This is a genomic window from Sphingomicrobium aquimarinum (genome assembly GCF_039655735.1).
Lineage (GTDB): Bacteria > Pseudomonadota > Alphaproteobacteria > Sphingomonadales > Sphingomonadaceae > Sphingomicrobium > Sphingomicrobium aquimarinum.
The window spans coordinates 520,144-542,611 of sequence record NZ_JBBYXH010000001.1 but is presented as its reverse complement, the minus strand read 5'-3'; the positions used below and the strand labels follow the sequence as shown (position 1 = coordinate 542,611).

Here is a 22,468-nt window from a genome sequence, read left to right as displayed (position 1 = left end):
ATCCTCGGGAAACCAAGGAAAATCGGTAGACCGCTCCGATGTCTACCGGCGGTCTACGGCGGTCTACCCCGACCGCTCCATCCCAACGCAGGCTCACAAACCCGCGATACCCGCGACACAAAACACGCGCGCGCGGGCGTTCGGGTCTGCCCTTCTGACCGAAGATCAGGGGACTGACACGCCCGAAGCCTTAGTTTCCCAAGGATTTTTGAGATGAGTGATAACGACAAGAACCGTGCCGAGTACCGCACCGAACCCCAAAAGCGTGGCGTCGGCCATCCGAAGTACGTCATCCCCGAGGTGGAGGTGAACCGGGTCATCAGGGCGATCCGGAAGGGCAAGAGCGAGGTGTCGATCGCCCGCGCCCTCCGCATCAACTACCGCACCTGGATGCGGGTCAGGGACGAAGATGAGCGTATCGCCTCCGCCCTTTCCGAGACACGGCGCCTTGAGGAAGACGAATTGGTCGGGCTGCTGATGGACAAGGCTCGCGCCGGCGACACAACCTCGATCATCTTCGCCCTCAAGGGCCGCCACGGCTACCGCGACAACGGGACACCCAAGGATGGTGACGACCGGGTCAATGTGACGATTAACCTGCCGGGCGCTAACGACATGGACAGCTACATGAAGTCGGTGGGCAAGGATGGCTGAGGCGCTCGAGGCCACGCCCTATCAGGGCCGGGTGCTGTCGGTGCCAGAAGACGTCGACCTGTTCCTTGGCGGCGGGCGAGGGGGCGGCAAGTCCTACTGTAAGGCGCTGCTGATCCTCCGCCACGTCGAACAGTACAAGGAACAGGCGCGGGTGCTGTACGTGCGCAAGACGTACAAGGGCCTCGCCGACTTCGAGCTGGTGCTGCGCTCGCTTTTCTCGGCGGCCTACGGCTCGAAGGCGTCGTACAACGCGACCGAGCACGTCTTCAGGCTTCCTTATGGATACGTCGAGCTCGCGCAGGTCGACGGACCCAACGCCTACGACAAGGTCCAGGGGCGCAGCTTCACTATGATCATGGTGGACGAGCTGACGCAGTGGGCCGACCCCTTCGTGGTCGACATGCTCCGCTCCAACCTGCGTGGCCCCAACGGCATCCCGCTGCGCACCGTCTATGCGGGCAACCCCGGTGGCGTCGGCCATCAGTGGGTCGCCTCACGCTACGTCCTCTCGGCTCGCCCGTGGGTGCCATTCCCCAGCCACGCCGAGCGTCCATGCGTCCACGCGCCGAGCACTTACCTGGACAACCCGCACCTCGACGGCGACGACTACCGCCGCCAGCTACAGGCGGCGTGCGCGGGCGACGCCGAACTGTTCAGGGCTTGGACCGAGGGCGACTGGTCGGTTGCGCGTGGTGCCTTCTTCGCGGGCTGCCTCTCGCCTGAGCGCAACGCTGTCGATCCTTGGGATGCCGTACCGCCAGGATGGGAGGCGTTCCTCGCCCACGACTTCGGCACCGCGTCGCCATCGGCGACGTACGTCATTGCCCGATCACCAGGCGCACTGGGTCCAGACGACCAGTTCTACCCGCGCGGCTCGATTGTCGTGCTCGACGAGCTGGCAACCGTCCGACCGAACCGCCCGAGCGAAGGGCTGGGCTGGACGGTGCCGCGCCTGTCGGACGCTATCAAGGAGATGGCCGCCAAGTGGAACATGCAGCCACAGGGAGCCGCCGACGACGCGATCTTTGCCCGTGCCAGAGGTTACGGTGCCGCGACCATCGCCGACGAATTTTCGCAGCAGGGCGTCATGTTTCAGCCGGCAGGCAAGGGCGGCCGCAAGGCGGGTTGGGAGCGGATGCGGACGATGCTGTCGCAAGCCGGGATGCCCGACAAGCCGGGGCTCTACATCGCCCGCAACTGCGAGTACGCCTGGGACACGCTGCCCGTCATCCCGCGCGATCTTCGCGACCCCGAAGAACTGGACAGCGACAGCCCGGACCACGCCGCTGACGCGATCCGCTACGGATGCATCTGGCAGAAGCCGAACTGGAGGGTGCGAAGCTTCTAGCAAATAAATTTGTTGACAAAACTAAACCATTGAGCGCGCGGCAAATCTATTTTTCTTGATCATGGCCGCTTTTGTTATCGCGTAGTCAATTCTGATCATGGTCGAACAAATAGTTTGCTTCCTCGTCCTATCAAAACGCCATAAATGGATGCCCTTCGAAACACATGGAAGGGAAAAACAATGCACGTTTACATGCCGGTACGAGTTCTCGATGAGGCTGCCGAAGCGATCCTCAAGCGGGATGACACAGTGAAAGTTGTTGTCGAGGTCCCGAAGGAGGATTTCGAGCGCGCTTGGAACGAACTCGGGCGCTACCTTGACCCTGAGTTCGCCGATATGCAGGGCTGGGATAACGAAGACGACGTGAAGGTCGCAGTAGCAGCCTTTGTGGCAGCATCTGATCACCTCCCCGCCTTCACCTCAGACTTAGCCAAGTGGCTTTTGCGCAACGATGACAATGGCGACGTTCGTCTTACCTTCGAAGAACATCGCGCCGCCGAAAGCTAAGCGGGCGCTCAATCGCCGCTGCTCAACGTTGGTCCGAATTTTTTGGCAACGCGCGCATCTACATCCGGTGCGGTCGACGGATTGCGTCGGCCCACCGCGATGGCGGTGAAACGATAGCGGCTGTGCCGCGCCGTGATCGGCTTCATCGGCAACGCGAGATGCAACCCCCGAAGGAGAATATGATGGCACAACCCAAAGCCATGCTGGGCGCCAAGTGGATGTCGGAAGCCGATATCACTGCGGTCCTGGCCAAGGCGCGGAGCAATCGGGAAGCGCAAAAGCGTCTTCTCGGTTCGCTCGGCAACAAGATCGAAATAAGACGTGCCGAGATCGAGCGATCGCTCGATCGTGTTTCCCCGGCGAAGCGGGCGGGTACCGTCAACGAGGTCGTCGGCGGCTACTGTGCCGAACTCAAGCGCAACACGGTCGACAAGCGTCTTGCTTACACGCGCGAAGCGCAGCGGATCGCTGAACGTGTCGCGAGCGTCGCACCGCACTACAAGTCATCGGTCCAGATGCTCGCGCGCGAAAACATCGGCAGCGAACGGCGCTCGCGGATCATGGAGCAGATCAAGTCATCCGGCCCTGCCGAACTGGCGTCGCTGGCAGAATATGCTGCGGCAAAGATGGACCTCGAATTGGGTGCGGCGCTGAACGCGCGCATCGTTGACTTACCGAGGGACGAACGCCCGTTTTCGGCAGGCGAATTGGCCGACGCTCTTGTCGGCATGAAGTTCAAGACGATTGCAGGCGCATTGGCCGAAATTGAGCGTAGCGTCCTCGAGGCTCTCCAGGACGATAGCGCTTTCGAAAAAGGTCAGGCCGACCCGACCCGCAAGGTTCAGATCGCAATGATGAAACGACGCGAACAGCCTGCTCGTGAGTATGAGGAGTAGCACCATGGGGATTTACGTCTTCTACGCCGACGGTCAGGCCGAGCGCCGCGCCGACTGTCGCAATACGGTTGTCGCGTCAGGTGCCGACGAAGCTGAGGCCCGCGCCGCCGCCGAGACGCTGACTGGCGGGGAGGGGAGCTTGCGTTCGTTCACGGCGGTCGAACTGACCGAAGCACTTCCGCCGTTCACGGTCGAAGGTCACAAGCCGGTGGGGCGGGCTAACCAATCGACGTGGCCGACCATAACACGCGGGGGCAATCGAATTGGCGCTTTTTGATTTGCTGATTGACGCAATCATCCCGAGGCGATCTGAACTCTTGAAATAGTAAAAATATCCTCCATAGTCCCTCATAACTTAGTGAGGGGGTAGCGTGAGTAAAGAAGTAGGTTTTAGAGGTCAGCCACCGCATGAGATCTTTCACGAATACATGAGCGAAATCGTGGAAAATGCGGCTTTTGAAGGCATGCCTGACGCCCGATATGACGACGGCAAGATTCAATGGGAAGCACCTTCGAACCGAAAAGGGGGTAAATTTAAGGACACGCATCAAAAACGCCGGGAATGGTGGGCTCGCAAGGCGGAGAGTGTCGGAATTGATACGCGTGAGGATCAGTGGATTTCGAAAACCGCGAAGGCAATCCACCCCACTAAGAAAAAGCCATGCAAGAAGTGCGGCCACCTTATGGATATACGATATGTGTATCCTGGCGCTAATTTGATAAAGAAAATCAACGCCCTCGAATTTGTTGAGGAGGAACATGAAGCGGAGCAGACCGAAGATATCTTCTCGCTGCTAACGCGCCTCCACGACCATTACGGTGAGGAATTGGTCGCAGTATTGCCCTCGATTTTCCGGCAAAGTGGGGCGCCCGCATCCTCCAATGACTTCACCATATGGTTAGATTGGATCAAGGCCGGCCTTGTGCCCTCTGAGCCTCGAGGCGTCCTGAGCCCGGGGGCGATGTCTAACGCTCCTGATCGCCTGGATGGTTTTCACAGTTTCAATCTCTGCTGTCGCAAGACCGCAGATAGCGGCAGAACTAAGGAGAATCTTCGGTCCTACAATACTGATCGGCGCGTATTCGAATATTGGGCTTCTGGCAATTGGATTGCCGCGGATCGATTGATGGGGATCATCAGACGCGATTTCCGAAAAGAAAAATGCCTGAATGGCCACCCTGGGCCATGCCAAGCGGATCACATCGGCCCGATTTCGCTAGGCTTCAATCATAATCCATACTTCCGCTTGCTCTGCGGCCCGTGCAACAGCGCAAAGAACAATCGTATGTCCTTCGCGGATGTGGATTGGTTAAGACAACAAGAGAAGACTGGTGTGTCGGTAATCTCATGGCATTCCCAAGAACTTTGGGATGAATGCAAAGAGCAGGTGGCAACTGATGAGCACGCCTTGCGCTTAAGCAAGATTCTGCGTGATAATCGCCATTCGCTGATGTCGGCATTGTCGAAGATAGCGAGCGCTGGTCACTTCTCGTTTTTGGCAAGTCTCTTAGAACTCCATCATGCCGATTATGATGTGAGCTTTCGCAATTTAAGGGTTGAGGGTCACGTGACCCAATGGGACTCGCTCGAAAGAACTGAGCGCGCCACGAATTATGCAATTGAGCAAAAAGCACGGCGCTCCAGAGTCGCGTTTGGAGAGTTGCTTGCATACTTCGAGAAAGCGAACAGAAACGCTTTTGTGGTTAGTAATGACGTTAGCGATGCGCACTTGCATGACGCACTCTCGTCTCTAAATGAGACGCGCGATGTTAGCGCACAATACAACCAAGCGATTTTGGAAGCTCTTAGTGCCGACCCCGAGCATGCTGATGGATTGTACCGAGCTGTCCAATTAGATTTCGGATCCTTCGACTTTTCGCTGTTTAACGATGCTCAGGTCCGTCTTCAGTCCCACATGAATGAGTTGGGTGTCCAGTTGGCAGGTATGTGGGATGAAGATAGATACAGTCGCGAAATTGGCGATTGATCTAGCTAGGCGAGACTCCGCCCTCGGCGAGTGAGCGAAGACGCCGATCCAAAATCTGTCGTCTCCTCGATTTCCAGCCCTTTTCTGCGATGGATACGAGCAAGAAATTCGGCAGGGCGGATCTGCCCCCTCATGAGCTCTTGATAGTCAGTCATCGGAGGGCCAACATAGTCGAGCAAACTACCGTCTTCGCCTGCAGCTAACTTCGGCAAATCATTGAGCGCCTCTAGTACAGAGATGGGGCGGACACCTATAAGCCCCCCGCTTAGTGGCGGTGCGCCCAAAGAGAATGGCGGTAAACGGCGAAAACCTACGATAATTACGCGTTTGCGGCGTTGTGGTACGCCAAATTCGTCGGCAGATACCTGCCACCATCGAATTTCCTTGGCTACCTTGCCAAGTGCGGCGATTACCTCCTGAAAAACCGCTCCTTTTTCCATGTTTAAGAGCCCTGTTACATTCTCAAACAAGAATGCATCTGGGTCAATTTCTTCTACTAGTCGGCAATAGTCCTTGAACAAATGATTACGCGCGTCGGCTCGTGACCGGGCTTTTCCAGCAGTTGAAAAGCCTTGGCATGGTGGTCCGCCCACAACGATTAACGGCTTGTTAGATCGACGTCGTTGCGAAACAGCTGCCACGATATCAGCACGAGTCTTTGACTCAGATATGTTGCCCTCGACTACATTGGGCGTGATGTTTTTTGCAAAGGTGTCCAGAGCGTAGTGATCGATATCTGAGCCGACCACGCTTTTCCAACCTGCCCATTCGAATCCGAGCGCGAGTCCACCGCATCCAGAAAAAAGATCGACTACGTCACCAGCGGCGCCGAATTGATTTGCAAGTTGAAACGCCAGCAATGGAGGCACTGCATTCCCAATTTGATTAGCGTGCGCGGTTCGTGATCCAACAAATTCAAAGCTGTCTGGAAAGCTTTGAAGCCGGGCAGCTTCTCGATAGGAAATTGTTCTCAGTTGATTTACATCGTAGTGGAGATGGCAACCGTTCCCGGGTCGAGTGAAATAAGTGCTGATCGTGTAAGAGGGAGCGGTCGGTTCTAACCTTCCGTAATAGGTAGAACGGCTTCCCTCGCCTCTTGCATAGCTTTGGCGAATTGTCTCAAGCCTCTTTGAAGGCACGGATTCTGGGACATCTTTCCAATTGCCTCCTGGCGGAACGGATCTAGCTACCATTAAATCAAGCTCCGAGAGCTTCGGCGCAAGATGCTGCGGAATCATGACCAAATTTCCTTTTTGAGATAAGCGCATTTCTCCTCTTCGGAGAACTTGTTGAAGGCGGTTAGAATGGCCTCAAAATCGGCTCGTCCCAAGCCGTAACCTTTCGCAACTGCAACTTCCATGGCAATGCATTGATCGATGCTCGGCTGCTTCGCGAGCCCAGCGATTTTGGATCTAAGAGCTTCGTCCTCGAATAGTTTATAAGGGACTGCGCACTTCCGAATGGCTCCCTGAGAGACGTGATTGGTGGACAGAATAGCTCTTATTTGTATCTCAAATACGAGGCTGTTGAGGATTGCCATCCAAGTGTCAGGCAGGTTTGAACTCTGGGAAGCAAAGCGTGCAATACCCAAGGAATTGCCAGCCACGTAATTTGGAGGGATAATACACGAATGAACTCGTCGCTTTTGTGATGGACGGCTGACGTCTCTCCACACCACACGCCTTTCGAAAACCGACCCCGGGATTTTTTTCTTTTTGGGATCAAGCTTGGGTAGGTCCTCCAGATTGGCCGTGAAACGCTGAATGTTTCGTCCCTTTACAAATGGGATGCCGTTGGGACTGTCCGTGAAACATTCGGATATCCTAGTCTCGTCCACTTCTCGTCCTAAGCGAAGCCCAAAGCGCAAATCGCTTTCAAGCCAGCTCGTAGACGGATGCATTCCTCGAATGAAATTAACAATTTCAGATTGTAGGCCTGTGACCGCGAGGGGCAACGGCTCTTTCGCGTCAGCAATGGCATGAATTCGTTCATCGGATAGCTGTAAATCAGGACCATGTCGTCTCAACGAGAATTCTCTTGTTGGGCCTCCCCTTCTACCGACTAAGGTTACTATCGACTGGTCGACTTTCTTGAACAGACGAGCTTCCGCTGGATAAAAATCCAGTCTTTCCACTAACAATTTCTGAAAGAAGTTCTCTCGAAAGCGCGTTGAAACTTGATCTCCAAAAATTGTGGATGGGAGAATGATTTGCAGCAGCCCCCCCTCTTTGACCAAAGACGCTGCGAGCAAGGCTCCAGCCCTCGCAAGATTGACCGTATAGCCGCCAACACTTCTCCTCTGAGCGCTTCCGGAGCCTTCAAATTTCTTAGCTAATCCTTCGGAATAAGCTCGGATTTCACTCCGATATGTTTCAGATTCGGAGACGAGGTCCCTGCTATCTGGCTTCAATTGTTCCCAAGGAGGATTTGTAATAACAACATCACAAGTCGCGAGTTCTGAAGCGTCGAATGCATCGACAGCATCCGCAAAGATCTGAACTGAATGAGCCTCATTCTCCGCCAAGACGCCCTTTACCGCTTTAGCGGCTTCATCCACGGCTTCGCGGTCTAAATCGACGAGGTGCACTCGATTGAGATTCCGCAGCGTACCGCGTTCATTCAGATGTCGAATCCAAGCGACGATTAGTCGACCGTCGCCACAAAATGGGTCGCAAATAGACTGAGGTGCAAATTCGTCAGGGGCTGAGCTCACCAACGTTCTTGCAAGAACCTCAGGAGTATAAAATTTGCCGGTAAGGCGATCTTGGAGATCGGGACGGGAACTCGATTCCACGGCGGCTTTGAGATGCAGCAATTTTCAATTCTTTCGGCTAGTCCCTGCATGGGTAGCGCGTTCGTCGTCTGTTCTAAACCGAAAACTTTTGCGGAGAGAGTCGGTGCTTTCTCGGTGTTCGTGGTGGCGCAATCGAGCGCTGAGCGCCGAAGTGTTCTATAAGCCTATGAAGCGTAAGGGAAAAATGGTGGACGCACTAGGGCTCGAACCTAGGACCCGCTGATTAAGAGTCAGCTGCTCTACCAACTGAGCTATGCGTCCACACTTTTGCAAATGCTGCGGCGCCCGAAGGGTTCCGCTCGCGGAAGAGGCGCCTCTAGCGGGGGGCGTTTCGGCTTGCAACCCATTTTTCGCAAGGCCCGGGCATCAGGCAGAACTCAGCCCCGATTTGCGACGGATCTCGGCCGTCTTGGTCTGCCGGTCGAACGCGACCAGAATGCCGATCATCAGCATCGTCGTCATCACCACCGACCCCCCGTTGGAAACCAGCGGCAGGGGGATGCCGACGACAGGGGCGAGCCCCATCACCATCATGAGGTTGATCGCGACATAGAAGAACAGGGTCATCGTCAGCCCGGCTGCGGCGAGTTGGGCGAAACGGGTCCTGGCACGACGCGACACGCGCAGGCCCCAGGCGAGCACGCCGCCGAAGGCGAGGATGAGAATGACGCCGCCGAACAGGCCCCATTCCTCGACGATCGCGGAAAATGCGAAATCGGTATGACCCTCGGGCAGATATTCGAGGTGGCTTTGCGAGCCTTGCATATAGCCCTTGCCCCACATGCCGCCCGAACCAATCGCGATTTTCGACTGCGTGAGATTGTATCCGGCGCCCAGCGGATCGGCTTCGGGGTCGAGGAAGATGAGGATACGGCGTTGCTGGTAGGGTTCGAGAAACTGGATCGCAATGGGGATGACCGCCGCCGCCGCCGCCGCGCCGCCCGCAAAATACCACCAGGGAAGCCCCGCGAGGAACATCACGACGATCCCGCCGAGGATCAGGACGAGCGCCGTACCGAGGTCGGGCTGGATCAGGGTGAGCGCGGCGGGAATGCCCGTCAGCAACGCCGCGGGCCAGATGGCGCGAAACTTGTTGAGATCGCCCGTCGGGAGCAGCTCGTAGAAGCGGGCGAGAATGAGCACGAGAACCGGTTTCATGAATTCGGATGGCTGGAGCTTCATAAATCCAAGGTCGATCCAGCGCTGCGCGCCCATTCCGACAAAGCCGACGAATTCGACCGCCAGCAGCATCGCGAGAATGACGACATAGGCGATCGGGGTGAGCCCCTTGATCCAGCTCTCGGGAACATAGCTCACACCGAGCGCGATGACGAACATGAAGAGGAAGATAGCCCCTTGGCGAAGGGCCCATGGCTGGAGCGACCCGCCGGCAGCGGAATAGAGGTGCGCCACGCCGAAACTTCCGATGAGGAAGACCAGCGCAATGAGCGTCCAGGGCAAGCGCGCCAGCGGTTGGGGAATGATCGAGGACAGCATCAGGTCACGCCTTCACCGGGCGTCGGCTCCTCGCGTCCGGCGGCACGCGCCTCGGCGATCTCCAGGACACGGCGTTGGAACGCGGCGGTCCGCTCGGCGAGGCTTCCACCCCACTGTTCCTCGAGACTGGTCAGTTGCGCCATCGCCTTGTCGCGGTCGAACAGGAAGGTAAGAACGTCGCGCGCGATCGGCGTGGCCGCGCCCGAGGTGCCCCCATGTTCCACCGAGAAGCAGCAGGCATATTTGGGTTTGTCGAACGGCGCGTAACAGACGAAATGGCCGTGATCGCGATATTTCCACGGCACGTTCTTGCCATCGCCGAGCGCGAGGCGGACGACCTGGCTCGTGCCGGTCTTTCCCGCGACCTCGACACCCTCAACCGGCACGCGGCTGACGCCCGCGGTGCCGGCTGAGTTGACAACTTGCCACATGCCCTGGCGCGTAACATCGAGATGCTCCTGCGGAATGTCGAGCATGGGCGCGGGATCCTTATGGGCGCCGAGCAGGCGCGGCAGGATGGCACGACCGCTGGCAATGCGTGCGGTGTGAACGGCAAGCTGGAGCGGATTGAGAATGATATATCCTTGGCCGATCGACGCGTTGAGCGTATCGGCGCCCGTCCATTTCTGGTCGTATTTGCGCAACTTCCATTCGGGGTCGGGCACGGTGCCGTAACTCTGGCTGACCAGCGGAAGGTCGTATTTCATCCCGAGCGTGAGCGTGCGCGCCATCTCCGCGATGACATCGTAGCCGACCCGGTGCGCCATCGAATAGAAATAGGTGTTGCAGCTCTTCATGATCGCATCGCGCATGTTCATCGGGCCATGGCGATGCAGGCAGCGGAAGAAGCGGTTCCCCAACTGATAGCCGCCCGGGCAGAAGACGCGCTCGTCCGGATCGACGCCGGCGGCCTGAAGCGCCAGCGTATTCATCGGCTTGAGCGTCGAGCCGGGGGGATAGAGAGAATTGACGACCTTGTTCACCAGCGGGCGATGGTCGTCCTCGGAAAGCATCTTCCATTCGACCTGGCCGATGCCGTCGGAGAAGCTGTTGGGATCGTAGGCCGGCATCGAGGCCATGCACAGGATGTCGCCCGTTTCGCAGTCGATGACGACCGCAGCCCCGCTCTCGTTGCCGAGACGCCGCGCGGCGAATTCCTGCAGGTCGACGTCGATCGACAGCTGGATGGTCTCCCCCGATCGGTCGGGCTTGGGTTCCAGCTCGCGCACGAGCTTGCCGCGCGCGGTCAGTTCGACACGCTGCCCACCCGGCTGTCCGCGCAACCCCTTCTGCTCGAGAACTTCCTCGAGACCCTCCTTGCCGATCTTGAAACCGGGGGTGAGCAACAACGGATTCTTGTCCTCCGCGACATATTCCTCGCGGCTGGCGGTGCCGACATAACCGACGAGATGTCCAACGGCGGCGCCGGCGGGATAATAGCGCGAGAAGCCGCGCTGGGGCAGGACGCCTTCAAGGTCGGGGAGATGAACCGAAATCGCGGCATATTTCTCGTAATCGACGTTTTCGGCCAATTGGACGGGCTGATATCCGGACTTGCCTTCAAGCTCGGTGGAAATGCGGTCGATCTGCTCGGGATTGAGGTCGAGAAGCTCGGCAGCGCGCGAGAGCGTGACCTCGAGCTTTCCCTCCGGCACTTGGTCCGCGATGAGATCGACTCGAAAATCGGAACGGTTGATGGCGATGGGTTTGCCATTCCGATCGACCATCCAGCCGCGACGGGGGGGCACGATGATCATCTGGACGCGGTTGTCCTCGGCCATCGTCTGATAATATTGGTTCTGGCTGATCGATAGGTAGCCGAGCCGCGCGATCAACGCACCGCCGAACAAGGCCTGCGCGCCGCCGACGAGCATGGAGCGCCGCGAAAAGGCTTCCTTGCGCATCGTCTCGGTAACGCGTTGCGGCTTTTTCGGACGCTTGGCCATGATCCCTTATCTCGCAAATTCAGTCATTTGCGCAACCGATAGCGATCCAGATAGGCGACGATGAACGCAACGATCGGGAAGAACAGCGTGGAAATGACGATTGGGGGGATGATTACCTGTAACGGCATTGCCGCGTCCTGAATGGCCGCGATCCACAGCTGGATGAACTCGGCGAGCGCGATCAGCAGCGCCGCGATGATCCAGTTGATGAGATAGTTACCATAGACTTTGCGCGCGTCCATAACGTCGAGCACGGTCAGCGCGAGCGTGAAGGTGACGATCGAAAGACCGAGCGGGTGGAGGCACATCAGGTCGTTGAACAGCCCCAGCGGCATGGCGTACCAATTGGGGAACGGATCGGACCGCTGCAGGCGCCAGGCGATGAGCATCAGCAGACCGAAATCAGGCCACCAGCCGTGCGTCGCGATAAGCGGAATGACAGCCAGGAAACTTGCGATCACGACGCTGGCTGCAGGGAGTTGGTTGGCAAAGGCCCGAGGCCCCTGTTCGAAGGCGCTCGGACGGCGGGGTTTGGCTCGGCCGATCATTCCTCCGTCCCCGTCAGCGGCGCCTCGAACGGGGCGAGCGCATCAGGTTCGAAGGGCGGAAGCACGATGGCGACGCTCGACTGGGCAGGGGTGGCGATCGGGACGGCGATCGCGCCATCGTCGTCGAGCCGGATCACACGCGCGAGCGGGACGAGCGGCGGGTACAGCCCCCCGGTGCCGCTGGTGATGACGACGTCGCCGGGCTTGAAGGGATTGCGACCCACTTCCAGCGGTCGAAGGTCGATCACGCCCGCGCCCTGTCCGCGCGCGATGACCGGCTCGTCGGTACGCAGGATGCGCGCAGGAACGATCAGCGAGCGATCGGTCGTCAACAGAACGCGCGCGGAAAAGGCACCCGTACCAACGATGCGGCCGAGCAGGCCGTCGGCGCTACGGACCGGCATCCCGATTTCCACGCCGTCGCTTCGACCCGCGGAAAGTATGGCGAAACGGCGAACGCTATCCTGGCTCGACCCGATGATCCGACCGGCGGCGACCGGTTCGTTCGATCGTTCGCGAAGCGCAAGCGCCTGCTTCAACTGGATATTCTCGCGTTCGAACGCTTCGGCGCGAAGCGCGCGCCGCGCGAACTCGTCGCGTTCTTCGCGCAGTGCCGCATTCTGGCGCGCTGCATTCCAATAATCGCCCGCACCCGTTGCGAGCCCGCCGACCGTCGCGCTGACGGCCGAGAGGCTCTGCGAGACGGGACGGGTCACGTCGGTGGCGGCGCCACGGATGCCCTCGAAGGTGCGGGGCGCGACGACGCTGATGGCGAGCATTACCAGCCCGACCACCAGTCCAACGCCCAAGGCGACGAAGCTGAAGAACAGGCTATATTGCGCCCGTCGAGACCAGCCCGGACGGCGGAATTTGCTTGCCCCCGCCACCATCGCGAAATCAGACGGTCAGGAGGACGCCGCGGTACTGCTCTTCCTCGAGCGCACGGCCAGTACCCATCGCAACGCACGTGAGCGGATCTTCCGCCACGATGACGGGAAGCCCCGTTTCGTCGCGCAGGACCTCATCGAGCCCCTCCAGAAGCGCGCCGCCTCCGGTGAGCACGATGCCCTGATCGCAGATGTCGGCAGCCAGTTCGGGCGCGGTATTCTCGAGCGCGATGCGCACGCCCTCGACGATCGTCCCGACGGGTTCGGACAGTGCTTCGGCGATCTGACCCTGGTTGATCGCGATTTCCTTCGGCACGCCGTTCACGAGGTCGCGGCCCTTGATGTAGACCGTCTCGCCGATGCCGTCGCTGGGCGGCTTGGCGATACCGACTTCCTTCTTGATCCGCTCCGCCGTGGCCTCGCCGATCAGAAGATTGTGATTGCGACGAACGTAGGAGGAGATCGCCTCGTCCATCTTGTCCCCGCCGACACGCACGCTGGTGGTGTAGGCCAGGCCGCGCAGCGACAGGACGGCCACTTCGGTGGTGCCGCCGCCGATATCGACGACCATCGAGCCGACGGGTTCGGTCACCGGCATGTCGGCGCCGATCGCGGCGGCCATCGGCTCCTCGATCAGATAGACCGCGCTCGCACCCGCGTTCGACGCGGCGTCGCGAATGGCGCGGCGCTCGACGTTGGTCGCACCCGAGGGGATGCAGATGACGATCTCGGGGAAGCGCCACGAGCGCATCTTGCCGCCGTGCACCTTCTGGATGAAGTGCTTGATCATCTCTTCGGCCACGTCGATGTCGGCGATGACGCCGTCGCGCAGCGGCCGGATTGCCTCGATCTGGTCGGGAGTCTTGCCCATCATCAGCTTGGCATCGTCGCCGACGGCCTTGACCTTCTTGATTCCGTTCACGGTTTCGATCGCCACGACGGAAGGTTCGTTCAGCACGATGCCGCGCCCGCGCACATAGACGAGGGTGTTGGCGGTGCCGAGGTCGATGGCCATATCGTGGCTCATCCACTTGAACCATTTGTTCCAGAACATATGGGCGTCTTCCGTTTTGCTGTTATGGTGGCGCGAACGCACGGAGGCGGCCCGCATCTCCAATCGTTAAACAAATTTTGTTGAAAGCGATATGAATTTACAAGGAAATCCGCGGCTTTCAAGCGCTTGGATGCAGTGAGCGAATAAGGTTTCGATGTCAATAAGAAGGCTCCCCAGCGCACTGATCGACCGGATCGCGGCAGGCGAAGTGGTCGAGCGGCCGTCCAGCGCATTGAAGGAACTGGTCGAGAATGCCGTGGACGCCGGTGCGACGCGCGTCTTCGTGCGACTGTCCGGAGGCGGGCTGACGAAGATCAGCGTCGAGGACGATGGTTGCGGGATGGCCCCCGACGAGATGCGCCTCGCGCTCGAACGCCATGCGACCAGCAAATTGCCCGACGAGCATATTGAGGATGTCGAAAGCTTCGGCTTTCGCGGCGAAGCGCTGCCCTCCATCGCGAGTGTATCGCGCTTTACGCTCGAAAGCCGTCCTTCTGGAGGCGATGGCTGGCGGATCGTCGTCGATCATGGCGAGCGCGTGGAAGACGGGCCCGCGAGCGTACCTGCGGGCACGCGCGTCAGCGTCGAAGACCTGTTCGGGAAAGTGCCCGCGCGGCGCAAGTTCCTGCGCTCGCCCCGTTCGGAATATCTTGCCGCCCTCGACGTCATGCGACGTCTCGCGATGGCGCGGCCCGATCTTGCATTCCGCTTCGAGCATGACGGACGCGCGATCATCGCCGTCCAGCCCCAGTCCGCGCCCGAGCGCGTTGCGGCTCTGTTGACGCCCGAACTGGCGAAGAATGCGGTGGGGATCGATCATGTGCGCGGCGACCTGCGGCTCGAGGGAGTCGTGAGCCTGCCGACGTTCAACCGCGGAATGGGCGACCAGCAGTTCCTGTTCGTGAACTCGCGCCCCGTGAAGGATCGGCTGCTGGTCGGCGCGCTGCGCGGCGCCTATCGCGATCTCATCGCGCGCGACCGTCATCCGGTCGCCGCCCTGTTCGTGACTTGCCCGACGAGCGAAGTGGACATCAACGTCCATCCCGCCAAGACCGAGGTGCGCTTTCGTGACGCGCAGGGGGTTCGCGGGCTGATCGTCGGCGGGGTGCGGCGTGCGCTCGAAGACGCGGGGCATCTGTCGGCGGCGCGCGAACAGCATGCGCAGCCCGCCAACTGGATGGTGGAAGGGCAGGGCGCAAGCGCAGACTTCGCGCCGCCCCCGGTCGACCCCGACGCTCCGGGACGGCCGCTGGATTTCCGCAACGTGGCCGAATTCGGATCGACTTACGATGCGGGGCCGAACCCATCGCAATCCCAGCGCTTCGCCGCGGTGACCGACGCGGCTCCTCTTGCGCGGGGGCATGTGGCGACGGAACCCGCCCCGACGGCCGCGCGCCATCCCTTGGGGGCGGCCCGCGGGCAAGTGGCGGCGACCTATATCGTCGCGGAAGCCGAGGACGGGCTGGTCATCGTCGATCAGCATGCCGCGCACGAGCGCCTGGTGCTGGAAGCGATGCGGGAGGCTCGCGAGGGCCAGCCGGTTGCCAGCCAACCCCTGTTGATCGCCGAACCGGTCGAGCTGGACGAAGCCGATTGCGAGCGGCTCGAGGAAGCTGCGGCGGAACTGGCGACGCTGGGGCTGGAGATCGAGCGGTTCGGTCCCTCGACCATGCTGGTGCGCGCGACCCCCGCGCCGCTCGGCGACAAGGTGAAGGCGCCACAGCTGCTTGCCGATCTCGCCTCCGAACTGTCGGAACTGGGCAGTGCGCCCTCCCTGCAAGACCGGATCGACCTCGTCGCCGGCACGATGGCCTGCCACGGCTCGGTGCGGGCGGGTCGCATCCTGCGGGTCGAGGAAATGAACGCGCTCCTCCGCCAGATCGAGACGACACCGCGTTCTGGACAGTGCAATCACGGTCGCCCGACGTGGGTCAAACTTTCGATGTCGGATGTCGAAAAGCTATTTGGTAGACACTAGAGAGGGCTAGCACTTGCCGGTCTTCGGCGGCTTTGACGCCTGAACCACTGAAAGCGGACTGTCTGCTTACGACCCCATAGCTACCATTGCTTCATCGCCCCAAAACACTCTTGAAGGTGGTCAAATACGGTCATGGAGGTAATAGGCCAAACTACGTGCGTGTTGACCCCAATGGAAGAAAAGCAGGCGAAAGGAGAAATGAGCATCATCTGTGCTGACGTGCTCTGCGAACCAGACGACTTCGCGCATGTCCCCGGTGATATCCGCTAAATCGTCTATGGCATCCGCCATCATGAGCGCATCATCGTAGTCGGCGGACGGATCCGCTATTGGATATAGACCGAATTGAGGAAAGCGGTCGGCAATCTCTCTGTAGAGGGACGGCCCATCCTTCGCAGGTGGATCGATCTTAACGTCTGTTACGTCTCCGGGAGGCGTAGCGTAGTAGGCGGCGACAAGGCAGTCCAACGTTCGAAGCAGTTCCTCGTCGGCAGGAGGGTCGCCACCCCAGACGACGCCGAGAAAATCCCTCGCTGCATCTAATGCCGGTGAACTCTGCATGGTTAAACGCTTACACCGTCGTCGTATAGCTTCAAAGTCCCCTTTCCACCTCAAAATCGGGAGTAGCGGTTCCGTCTCACGTTGCCTGAAACCTGACGTTGATCGGACACGGGAAACGCGTGACCCGACCATCCGTTTTCATGTCTCGACAGTGATAAAGCTCGCAATCGGCGATGCGGAAAAACTGTTCGGGCGCCATCGAAAAAATGAATTGTCAGCAATAACAGGGACGTAGACGCCAAGGCCGCGAAAGCTGTCATTGCGATGAATTCAACTCTCATAAGAAGTTCAGACGCGGTCCTCTTCTGAGTGGGCAACCGGAGACGGGTCCGGTCAAAAATGGAGTTTCTTGATGTTCAAATTGATTTCCGGCGCCGCGATCTTCGGCACCGCAGCACTCGCCGCATCGCCGGCCTTCGCCCAACTCGCGCCTTCGGGGCCGCGCATCGAGCTTCAGGCAGGTCTCGAACGCGAACGCGGCGAGCTGAACACCGGACCGGGGACGACGCTGCCGTACGAAGAAGACTCGCTCTACTATGGCGTGGCTGCCGGATACGACATCTCCCTCGTCGCGGTGGCGCTTGGCGTCGATGTCGAAGTCGGGACGACGGACGAGAAATATGACTTCGACTATACCGAGGACGGCGTGGACTATTTCGGCACGTCCGAGAGCGGACGCGACCTCTACCTCGGCGGACGCATCACGGTCCCCATCGGTCCGATCGGCGCTCTCTATGCGAAAGCGGGCTACAGCAATGTTCGCACCACCCTCGATGTGACGAGCGACGATGGAACCGATGTGATCAGCGAGTTGATCGACAGCGACAAGGACGGCTACCGGATCGGCGGCGGGGGACGCTTCAACGTCGGGCGCGGGACCTATGTCGGCGCGGAGTATCGTTTCTCCCAGTATGACAATGACCCGATCAAGAAGCATCAGGTCGTCGGAACGCTCGGCATTTCCTTCTAACGCGGCGCGCGAACGCTCCCTCCCCGGACCCTCGCACCGGGGAGGGAGACAAATTGGAATTCGCCGTCTAGGATCGCCCTTTCGTGAGAACGAGAGGGCGTTTCAGCATGGCCAGACAGGATCGGATCTATTTCGCGCAGCGCGCCGCCGAGGAGATGGAGGCCGCGTTGAAGGCAGATCATCCGAACGTGGTCGAGACGCACCGCCTGCTCCAGCGCCGATATCTCGAGCGTGCGCTGGTCGGCGAACGAACCGGCGCTCAGGACAAGCCGGATCTCTTCGGTGACAATCGTGCCAGTTTCGCCCCTACCGTCTCGGACGGGTGAGCGCGGGCCCGCTCGCGCGCGTCGGTAAGTAGCGGATAGCCCTCGGCGGCCTCTTCGGCGAGTTGTGCCGCAAATTCTCCGCTTTCCACGCTCTCCAGCATGTCACGCATCCGCTGGCGCACATGGTGATCGGCAACCGCAGGCCCGCCGAGCACTGCCCCTAGTTCGGCGGTGTTGCTGATCGCCTCGCGCATCCCGGCAATGCCGCGTTCCTCGATGAGCTCGGCGAGCAGCTTGAGTTCGCCGACGCATTCGAAAAATGCCACTTCTTCGGAATAGCCGGCATCGACGAGCGTCTCGTAGCCCGCTTGCAGAAGGGCCGGAACACCACCCCACACGACCGCCTGTTCGTTGAACAGGTCGGCGACGGCTTCTTCCTTGAACGAGGATTCGAAGAGGCCGGCGCGTGCACAGCCGATCGCACGGCCATAGGCGAGGGCGATGCCTTTCGCGTTGCCGGTCGCGTCCTGGTGCACGGCCCAGAGAGCCGGCATGCCCTTCTCCCGCGTATAGAGCTTGCGAAGCGCGGTCCCCGGACCCTTCGGCGCAAGCAGGATGACATCGAGATCCGCGCGCGGCTTCACATGGCCGAAGTGCACCGCGAGACCGTGGCTGAAGCCGAGCGCGGCACCTTCATCGATATCGGGCGCGATGGTTTCGTAGATGCCCGTCATCAGCTCGTCGGGAACGAGCATCATGACGAGCGCTGAGCCCGCCACCGCTTCGGCAAGGGGAGCGGCGACGAGACCGTCGGCGCGCACGGCTTCGAAGCTGTCGCTTCCCTCGCGCAGGCCCACGACGACGTTCATCCCCTCGTCGCTGAGATTGAGCGCCTGTGCGCGACCCTGATTGCCGTAGCCGACGATGGCGATCTTTCTTCCAGCGAGTGGCGAGGGATCGATGGCGTTCTGCGTGATGGCTTCCATGCGGGCCGTCCTATCAAGCTCTTGAAAGCAGGGCTAGCGCACGCTCGAATGCGCCGGGATCTTCCAGGCTTTCCAAAAAGCGCGGCCAGTCTTCGGGAGGCTGATTGCGAAACCAGGTATATTGCCGCTTCATATATTGTCGCGTTGCTAGCTGACCGGCGGCGACCATCTCCTCGCGGCTGCGCTCGCCTGTAAGATGGGATGCAATTTCGGGCACGCCGATCGCGCGCATGACGGGGAGGGCGGGGTCGAGGTTTCGGGCGAGGAGGGTTTCGACTTCCTCGATGGCGCCGGTCTCGATCATGCGGTTGAAGCGCGCATCGCAACGGCGCGCCAGTGCCTCGCGCGGCGGCAGGAGGAGGAGTGGTCGCAGGTCCACCACGTCGCCGATGCCGCCTTCCTTGCGATCCTGCCAATGCGTGAGCGGCCTGCCGGTCGAGCGGACGACTTCCAGCGCTCGCGCGATACGGGTGGTGTCGCCGGCATGCAGTCGGGCGGCCGCTTTCGGATCTTCGGATTGAAGAGCGATGTAATTGTCGCTCGTGGATGCGCTGCGGATCGCCAGGCGGATATCGGGATCGATGTCGGGGACGGGAGCGATGCCCTCCAGCAGGGTCCGCAGATAAAGGCCCGTCCCGCCGACCAGAATGGGCAGGCGCCCCGCGTCCTGCGCTTCGGCGATCGCTGCCTTCGCGAGCGCGGCATAGTCGGCTGCCGAACAGGCGTCGGCACCGTCGCGGACGCCATACAGCCGGTGCGGCGCGCGTGCCCGATCTTCCTCCGAGGGGCTGGCGGCGACGATCGAGAGGTCGGCGTAGATCTGTGCGCTGTCGGCGTTGATGACGGTTCCCCGGACGCCTTCGGCAAGCCGGAGCGCAAGTTCGGACTTGCCGCTCGCGGTCGGACCCGCGATGAGCGCCAGAGGAGGTTTCGTGACCATCTCAACGCTGATAGCAACCGGTCGCCTGGATGCCAGTCTCATCGACCGCGCTGCCCACGGCGACGATTGGCGCTGGCTAGACGAGGGCGATGCCGCTGAAATCGCGGGGGCGATCACGATTCCTGAAGGCGCCGACGTCATCGCCCGCCCGGACGGCTTCACGCCCAACCTCTTCCTGGCAGACATGGACTCGACCATGATCGGACAGGAATGCATCGACGAACTCGCCGCCGAGGCGGGGGTAGGAGAGCGCGTCGCCGCGATCACCGAGCGGGCGATGCGCGGCGAACTCGACTTCGAAGGCGCGCTGCGCGAACGGCTCGCATTGCTGGAAGGCCTCGACGCAGCGGTCATCGATCACCTGCTTGCCACGCGCATCCGTCCCAATCCGGGCGCCCGTACGCTCGTCCAGACGCTCAAAAGTCGGGGCGTGCGCTGCATCCTCGTTTCGGGCGGGTTCACGGCCTTCGCCGACGTCATCGGGGAAAAGCTGGGCTTCGACCGCGTCGTTTCCAACACGCTGGGAATCGAGGATGGAAGGCTCACCGGCACTGTCACGGCTCCCGTCGTCGATGCCGCGCGCAAGCTCGCCGTGCTTCAGGAAGAACGTGATCGGCTGGACGGCGGTCAGGTCATCGCCATCGGTGACGGGGCCAATGATCTGCCGATGCTGCGCGCCGCCGACATGGGCGTCGCCTATCATGCCAAGCCCGCCGTCGCCGCCGAGGCCGACGCCGTCATCGCGCATCACGGATTGGACGCACTGCTCTGGGGCCTCGGGTTGCCCCGAGCGGACTGGATCGAAGACTAGGGCGCGACCACGAAGCAGGGCTGGTTGCGGCGCTCCATCGCTTCGCAGGCGGCGCGGGCCTCGCGGCCATTGGCGAACGGGCCGACTCGAAGACGCGTGACGCGGCCGACAGCCTTGTATTCCGCCTGTTTCCCGTTGAACACCGACGCGCCGCTGAGCGACGCGAACAGTTCCTGCGCGGCTCCGTCGCGCGCGAACGCCCCGAGCTGCACGGCGTAAGCGTTCGCGAGCGAGGCTGCTGCGGCGGGCGCCTTCGCTCGAGCCTCGGTCTGGCGTGCGGGTCTGGGTGCCGATGCAGGTTCCGGGGGGCGCGCCGCCACGCGTGTCGCGCCTTCGGGCGCGGCCTTGGTCAGGCTCGTCGCACCGCTCGACAAGCGTTGCGCCAGCGCGACGCCGGTGCGCCGCTGGGCGACGGGAAGGGCGCGATCCATTTCCGCCAGCGTCTGTCGCGCCGCGGCAAGATCCTTCGCGACCGCTCGGCTGACGAGCGCATAGCCGGTGACGCTGTCGCGTTCCAACGTCTCGCCATTGAACAGCGCGGTACCGTAAACGAGCATGGCCCGCGGCTCGCCCTGCTCGGCCGCTTCGTAAAGCCAGTCGAGCCCCTCGGCGCGCTTGCCTTCGCTGTAGAGCATCAGACCGAGATTCGTGCGGGCGCCGAGATGACCCTGCTGGGCGGCATCGGCGAACAGCGCGCGGGCGCGATCTGCGTCCCCTCCGACACCGCGGCCCAGACGATAGGCCTGCGCAAGGTTGAACTGCGCATCCGCATCGCCGTCTGCGGCAAGCGGCTCCCAGATTTCGACGGCGCGCGCCGGTTCACCCCCGCGCCAGGCCGCGATCCCGTCGGAAACGCTTTGCGCGTTTGCCGGCGAGGCGGCGAGCATCGCACCTGCAAGAAAAATCGTCAGTCGCATCATCCCTCGGCCGCTCTTCTATTTGTCTGAGATTCCACACTAATAGCGATGCGTCTGCCCGCCAAGCGCCGCGACGTCGATACACGATGAACACCACCCATAAAACGTTAACCAGATTTTAGGCGCTTGGGGTTCAAAAGCCGGAACAACGAACAATCGTCCAAATTCCGGCGAGGGGAAGATAATGCGCGTTTTGGCTATGGCATCGCAGAAGGGTGGATCGGGCAAGACCACCGTTTCGGGCCACTTGGCAGTCCAGGCTCAGCGAGCCGGTCACGGTCCCGTCTGTCTAATCGACATCGATCCGCAGGGCAGCCTTGCCGACTGGTGGAACGAGCGTGAAGACGAGATGCCGGCCTTCGCCCAGACGACCGTCGCGCGGCTCGCGAGCGATCTGGAAGTGCTTCGCCAGCAGGGCTTCAAGCTTGCCGTCATCGACACGCCGCCCGCCATTACCATGGCCATCCAGTCGGTCATTGCGGTCGCCGAACTCGTCGTCATCCCGACGCGTCCCAGCCCGCACGATCTGCGCGCCGTCGGCGCCACGGTCGATTTGTGCGACCGTGCCGGCAAGCCCGCCATCTTTGTGGTCAACGCGGCAACCCCCAAGGCCAAGATCACCTACGAGGCCGCCGTCGCGCTGTCGCAGCACGGCACCGTCGCGCCGGTCACCGTGCATCATCGTACCGACTTCGCCGCCTCGATGATCGACGGCCGCACCGTCATGGAAATCGACCCCGAAGGCCGTTCGGCGCAGGAAATCACGGCGCTGTGGGACTACGTCGCGGATCGTCTCGAGAAGAATTTCCGCCGCACCGTCTTCGCGACCCCGCAGGTCGGCGGAAGCCAGAGCCAGGGCAGCGCGCCCGCCGCGCCGCGCCCCGTCGGCGGTTTCGGCCGCCGGGTAGTGGGATAAGGAG

General features: G+C 60.9%; 23 protein-coding genes and 1 tRNA gene. 11 read left to right on the top strand and 13 right to left on the bottom strand.

The window, feature by feature from the left end; translation table 11 throughout:
- Positions 1 to 213 precede the first annotated feature (213 nt).
- The 3 genes from WJS89_RS02800 to WJS89_RS02790 all read left to right on the top strand — a co-directional run bounded on the left by WJS89_RS02800 (position 214) and on the right by WJS89_RS02790 (position 2,509).
- The gene (locus WJS89_RS02800; protein ID WP_346339403.1) at positions 214 to 654 is read left to right on the top strand and encodes a hypothetical protein; all 441 of its coding nucleotides are present in this window, start codon (positions 214 to 216) and stop codon (positions 652 to 654) included.
- Entirely contained in the window at positions 647 to 2,002 is a 1,356-nt protein-coding gene (locus tag WJS89_RS02795) for a phage terminase large subunit (protein WP_346339402.1), read from the top strand. The genes WJS89_RS02800 and WJS89_RS02795 overlap by 8 nt, the downstream gene beginning before the upstream one ends.
- Positions 2,003 to 2,182: 180 nt before the next feature.
- The gene (locus WJS89_RS02790) at positions 2,183 to 2,509 is read left to right on the top strand and encodes a hypothetical protein (protein WP_346339401.1); all 327 of its coding nucleotides are present in this window, start codon (positions 2,183 to 2,185) and stop codon (positions 2,507 to 2,509) included.
- An 8-nt stretch (positions 2,510 to 2,517) separates the two neighbouring features.
- On the opposite strand, the gene WJS89_RS02785 is transcribed toward WJS89_RS02790, so the two are convergent.
- Positions 2,518 to 2,655, bottom strand: a complete 138-nt coding sequence (locus tag WJS89_RS02785) for a hypothetical protein (protein ID WP_346339400.1) — start codon at positions 2,653 to 2,655, stop codon at positions 2,518 to 2,520.
- A 36-nt stretch (positions 2,656 to 2,691) separates the two neighbouring features.
- Between WJS89_RS02785 and WJS89_RS02780 the strand changes: the two genes are divergently transcribed.
- The 3 genes from WJS89_RS02780 to WJS89_RS02770 all read left to right on the top strand — a co-directional run bounded on the left by WJS89_RS02780 (position 2,692) and on the right by WJS89_RS02770 (position 5,393).
- Entirely contained in the window at positions 2,692 to 3,405 is a 714-nt protein-coding gene (locus WJS89_RS02780; protein ID WP_346339399.1) for a hypothetical protein, read from the top strand.
- A gap of 4 nt (positions 3,406 to 3,409) precedes the next feature.
- The gene (locus WJS89_RS02775) at positions 3,410 to 3,682 is read left to right on the top strand and encodes a hypothetical protein (protein WP_346339398.1); all 273 of its coding nucleotides are present in this window, start codon (positions 3,410 to 3,412) and stop codon (positions 3,680 to 3,682) included.
- Positions 3,683 to 3,776: 94 nt separating this feature from the next.
- The gene (locus tag WJS89_RS02770) at positions 3,777 to 5,393 is read left to right on the top strand and encodes an Alw26I/Eco31I/Esp3I family type II restriction endonuclease (RefSeq protein ID WP_346339397.1); all 1,617 of its coding nucleotides are present in this window, start codon (positions 3,777 to 3,779) and stop codon (positions 5,391 to 5,393) included.
- 5 nt (positions 5,394 to 5,398) lie between these two features.
- Here the strand turns inward: WJS89_RS02770 and WJS89_RS02765 are convergent, their stop codons facing one another.
- The 8 genes from WJS89_RS02765 to WJS89_RS02730 all read right to left on the bottom strand — a co-directional run bounded on the left by WJS89_RS02765 (position 5,399) and on the right by WJS89_RS02730 (position 14,119).
- Positions 5,399 to 6,661 (bottom strand): DNA cytosine methyltransferase, encoded by a 1,263-nt coding sequence (locus WJS89_RS02765; RefSeq protein WP_346339396.1) that lies wholly within the window; start codon positions 6,659 to 6,661, stop codon positions 5,399 to 5,401.
- Positions 6,628 to 8,208, bottom strand: coding sequence for an N-6 DNA methylase (locus WJS89_RS02760; protein ID WP_346339395.1), 1,581 nt, complete (start codon positions 8,206 to 8,208; stop codon positions 6,628 to 6,630). Before WJS89_RS02760 ends, WJS89_RS02765 begins: the two co-directional genes overlap by 34 nt.
- A gap of 164 nt (positions 8,209 to 8,372) precedes the next feature.
- Positions 8,373 to 8,448, bottom strand: a tRNA-Lys gene (locus tag WJS89_RS02755).
- A 105-nt stretch (positions 8,449 to 8,553) separates the two neighbouring features.
- Complete coding sequence (gene rodA / locus WJS89_RS02750) at positions 8,554 to 9,684, bottom strand: rod shape-determining protein RodA (protein WP_346339394.1); 1,131 nt, start codon at positions 9,682 to 9,684, stop codon at positions 8,554 to 8,556.
- Positions 9,684 to 11,630: a penicillin-binding protein 2 gene (gene mrdA / locus WJS89_RS02745; protein ID WP_346339393.1), complete on the bottom strand. Its 1,947-nt coding sequence runs from the start codon at positions 11,628 to 11,630 to the stop codon at positions 9,684 to 9,686. The genes rodA and mrdA overlap by 1 nt, the downstream gene beginning before the upstream one ends.
- A 23-nt stretch (positions 11,631 to 11,653) precedes the next feature.
- A complete protein-coding gene (locus WJS89_RS02740) occupies positions 11,654 to 12,091 on the bottom strand; it encodes a hypothetical protein (protein WP_346339392.1) in 438 nt (145 codons plus the stop codon).
- Between the two features lie 83 nt (positions 12,092 to 12,174).
- Complete coding sequence (locus WJS89_RS02735) at positions 12,175 to 13,068, bottom strand: rod shape-determining protein MreC (protein ID WP_346339391.1); 894 nt, start codon at positions 13,066 to 13,068, stop codon at positions 12,175 to 12,177.
- 7 nt (positions 13,069 to 13,075) lie between these two features.
- Positions 13,076 to 14,119, bottom strand: a complete 1,044-nt coding sequence (locus tag WJS89_RS02730; protein WP_346339390.1) for a rod shape-determining protein — start codon at positions 14,117 to 14,119, stop codon at positions 13,076 to 13,078.
- A gap of 154 nt (positions 14,120 to 14,273) precedes the next feature.
- Here WJS89_RS02730 and mutL point away from each other — a divergent pair, with 154 nt between their 5' ends.
- On the top strand, positions 14,274 to 16,097 hold the full coding sequence (gene mutL / locus WJS89_RS02725; protein ID WP_346339389.1) for a DNA mismatch repair endonuclease MutL: 1,824 nt from the start codon (positions 14,274 to 14,276) through the stop codon (positions 16,095 to 16,097).
- A 120-nt stretch (positions 16,098 to 16,217) separates the two neighbouring features.
- On the opposite strand, the gene WJS89_RS02720 is transcribed toward mutL, so the two are convergent.
- Positions 16,218 to 16,658 carry a hypothetical protein gene (locus WJS89_RS02720; RefSeq protein WP_346339388.1) on the bottom strand — a complete coding sequence of 147 codons (441 nt, stop codon included), beginning with the start codon at positions 16,656 to 16,658 and terminating at the stop codon, positions 16,218 to 16,220.
- Between the two features lie 352 nt (positions 16,659 to 17,010).
- On the opposite strand from WJS89_RS02720, the gene WJS89_RS02715 reads away from it, so the two are divergent.
- Both WJS89_RS02715 and WJS89_RS02710 read left to right on the top strand, forming a co-directional pair.
- Positions 17,011 to 17,628, top strand: coding sequence for an outer membrane protein (locus tag WJS89_RS02715; protein WP_346339387.1), 618 nt, complete (start codon positions 17,011 to 17,013; stop codon positions 17,626 to 17,628).
- Positions 17,629 to 17,735: 107 nt separating this feature from the next.
- A complete protein-coding gene (locus WJS89_RS02710) occupies positions 17,736 to 17,954 on the top strand; it encodes a hypothetical protein (RefSeq protein WP_346339386.1) in 219 nt (72 codons plus the stop codon).
- On the opposite strand, the gene ilvC is transcribed toward WJS89_RS02710, so the two are convergent.
- Both ilvC and miaA read right to left on the bottom strand, forming a co-directional pair.
- A complete protein-coding gene (gene ilvC, locus WJS89_RS02705; protein ID WP_346339385.1) occupies positions 17,888 to 18,880 on the bottom strand; it encodes a ketol-acid reductoisomerase in 993 nt (330 codons plus the stop codon). The two genes, WJS89_RS02710 and ilvC, sit on opposite strands and share 67 nt — an antisense overlap.
- Before the next feature lie 13 nt (positions 18,881 to 18,893).
- The gene (miaA, locus tag WJS89_RS02700) at positions 18,894 to 19,820 is read right to left on the bottom strand and encodes a tRNA (adenosine(37)-N6)-dimethylallyltransferase MiaA (RefSeq protein ID WP_346339384.1); all 927 of its coding nucleotides are present in this window, start codon (positions 19,818 to 19,820) and stop codon (positions 18,894 to 18,896) included.
- Between miaA and serB the strand changes: the two genes are divergently transcribed.
- Positions 19,813 to 20,631: a phosphoserine phosphatase SerB gene (gene serB / locus WJS89_RS02695; RefSeq protein WP_346339383.1), complete on the top strand. Its 819-nt coding sequence runs from the start codon at positions 19,813 to 19,815 to the stop codon at positions 20,629 to 20,631. The two genes, miaA and serB, sit on opposite strands and share 8 nt — an antisense overlap.
- Here the strand turns inward: serB and WJS89_RS02690 are convergent.
- Positions 20,628 to 21,551, bottom strand: coding sequence for an SPOR domain-containing protein (locus tag WJS89_RS02690; RefSeq protein ID WP_346339382.1), 924 nt, complete (start codon positions 21,549 to 21,551; stop codon positions 20,628 to 20,630). The genes serB and WJS89_RS02690 overlap by 4 nt on opposite strands.
- Before the next feature lie 181 nt (positions 21,552 to 21,732).
- Here WJS89_RS02690 and WJS89_RS02685 point away from each other — a divergent pair, with 181 nt between their 5' ends.
- Positions 21,733 to 22,464, top strand: coding sequence for an AAA family ATPase (locus tag WJS89_RS02685; protein WP_346339381.1), 732 nt, complete (start codon positions 21,733 to 21,735; stop codon positions 22,462 to 22,464).
- Positions 22,465 to 22,468: the final 4 nt, after the last annotated feature.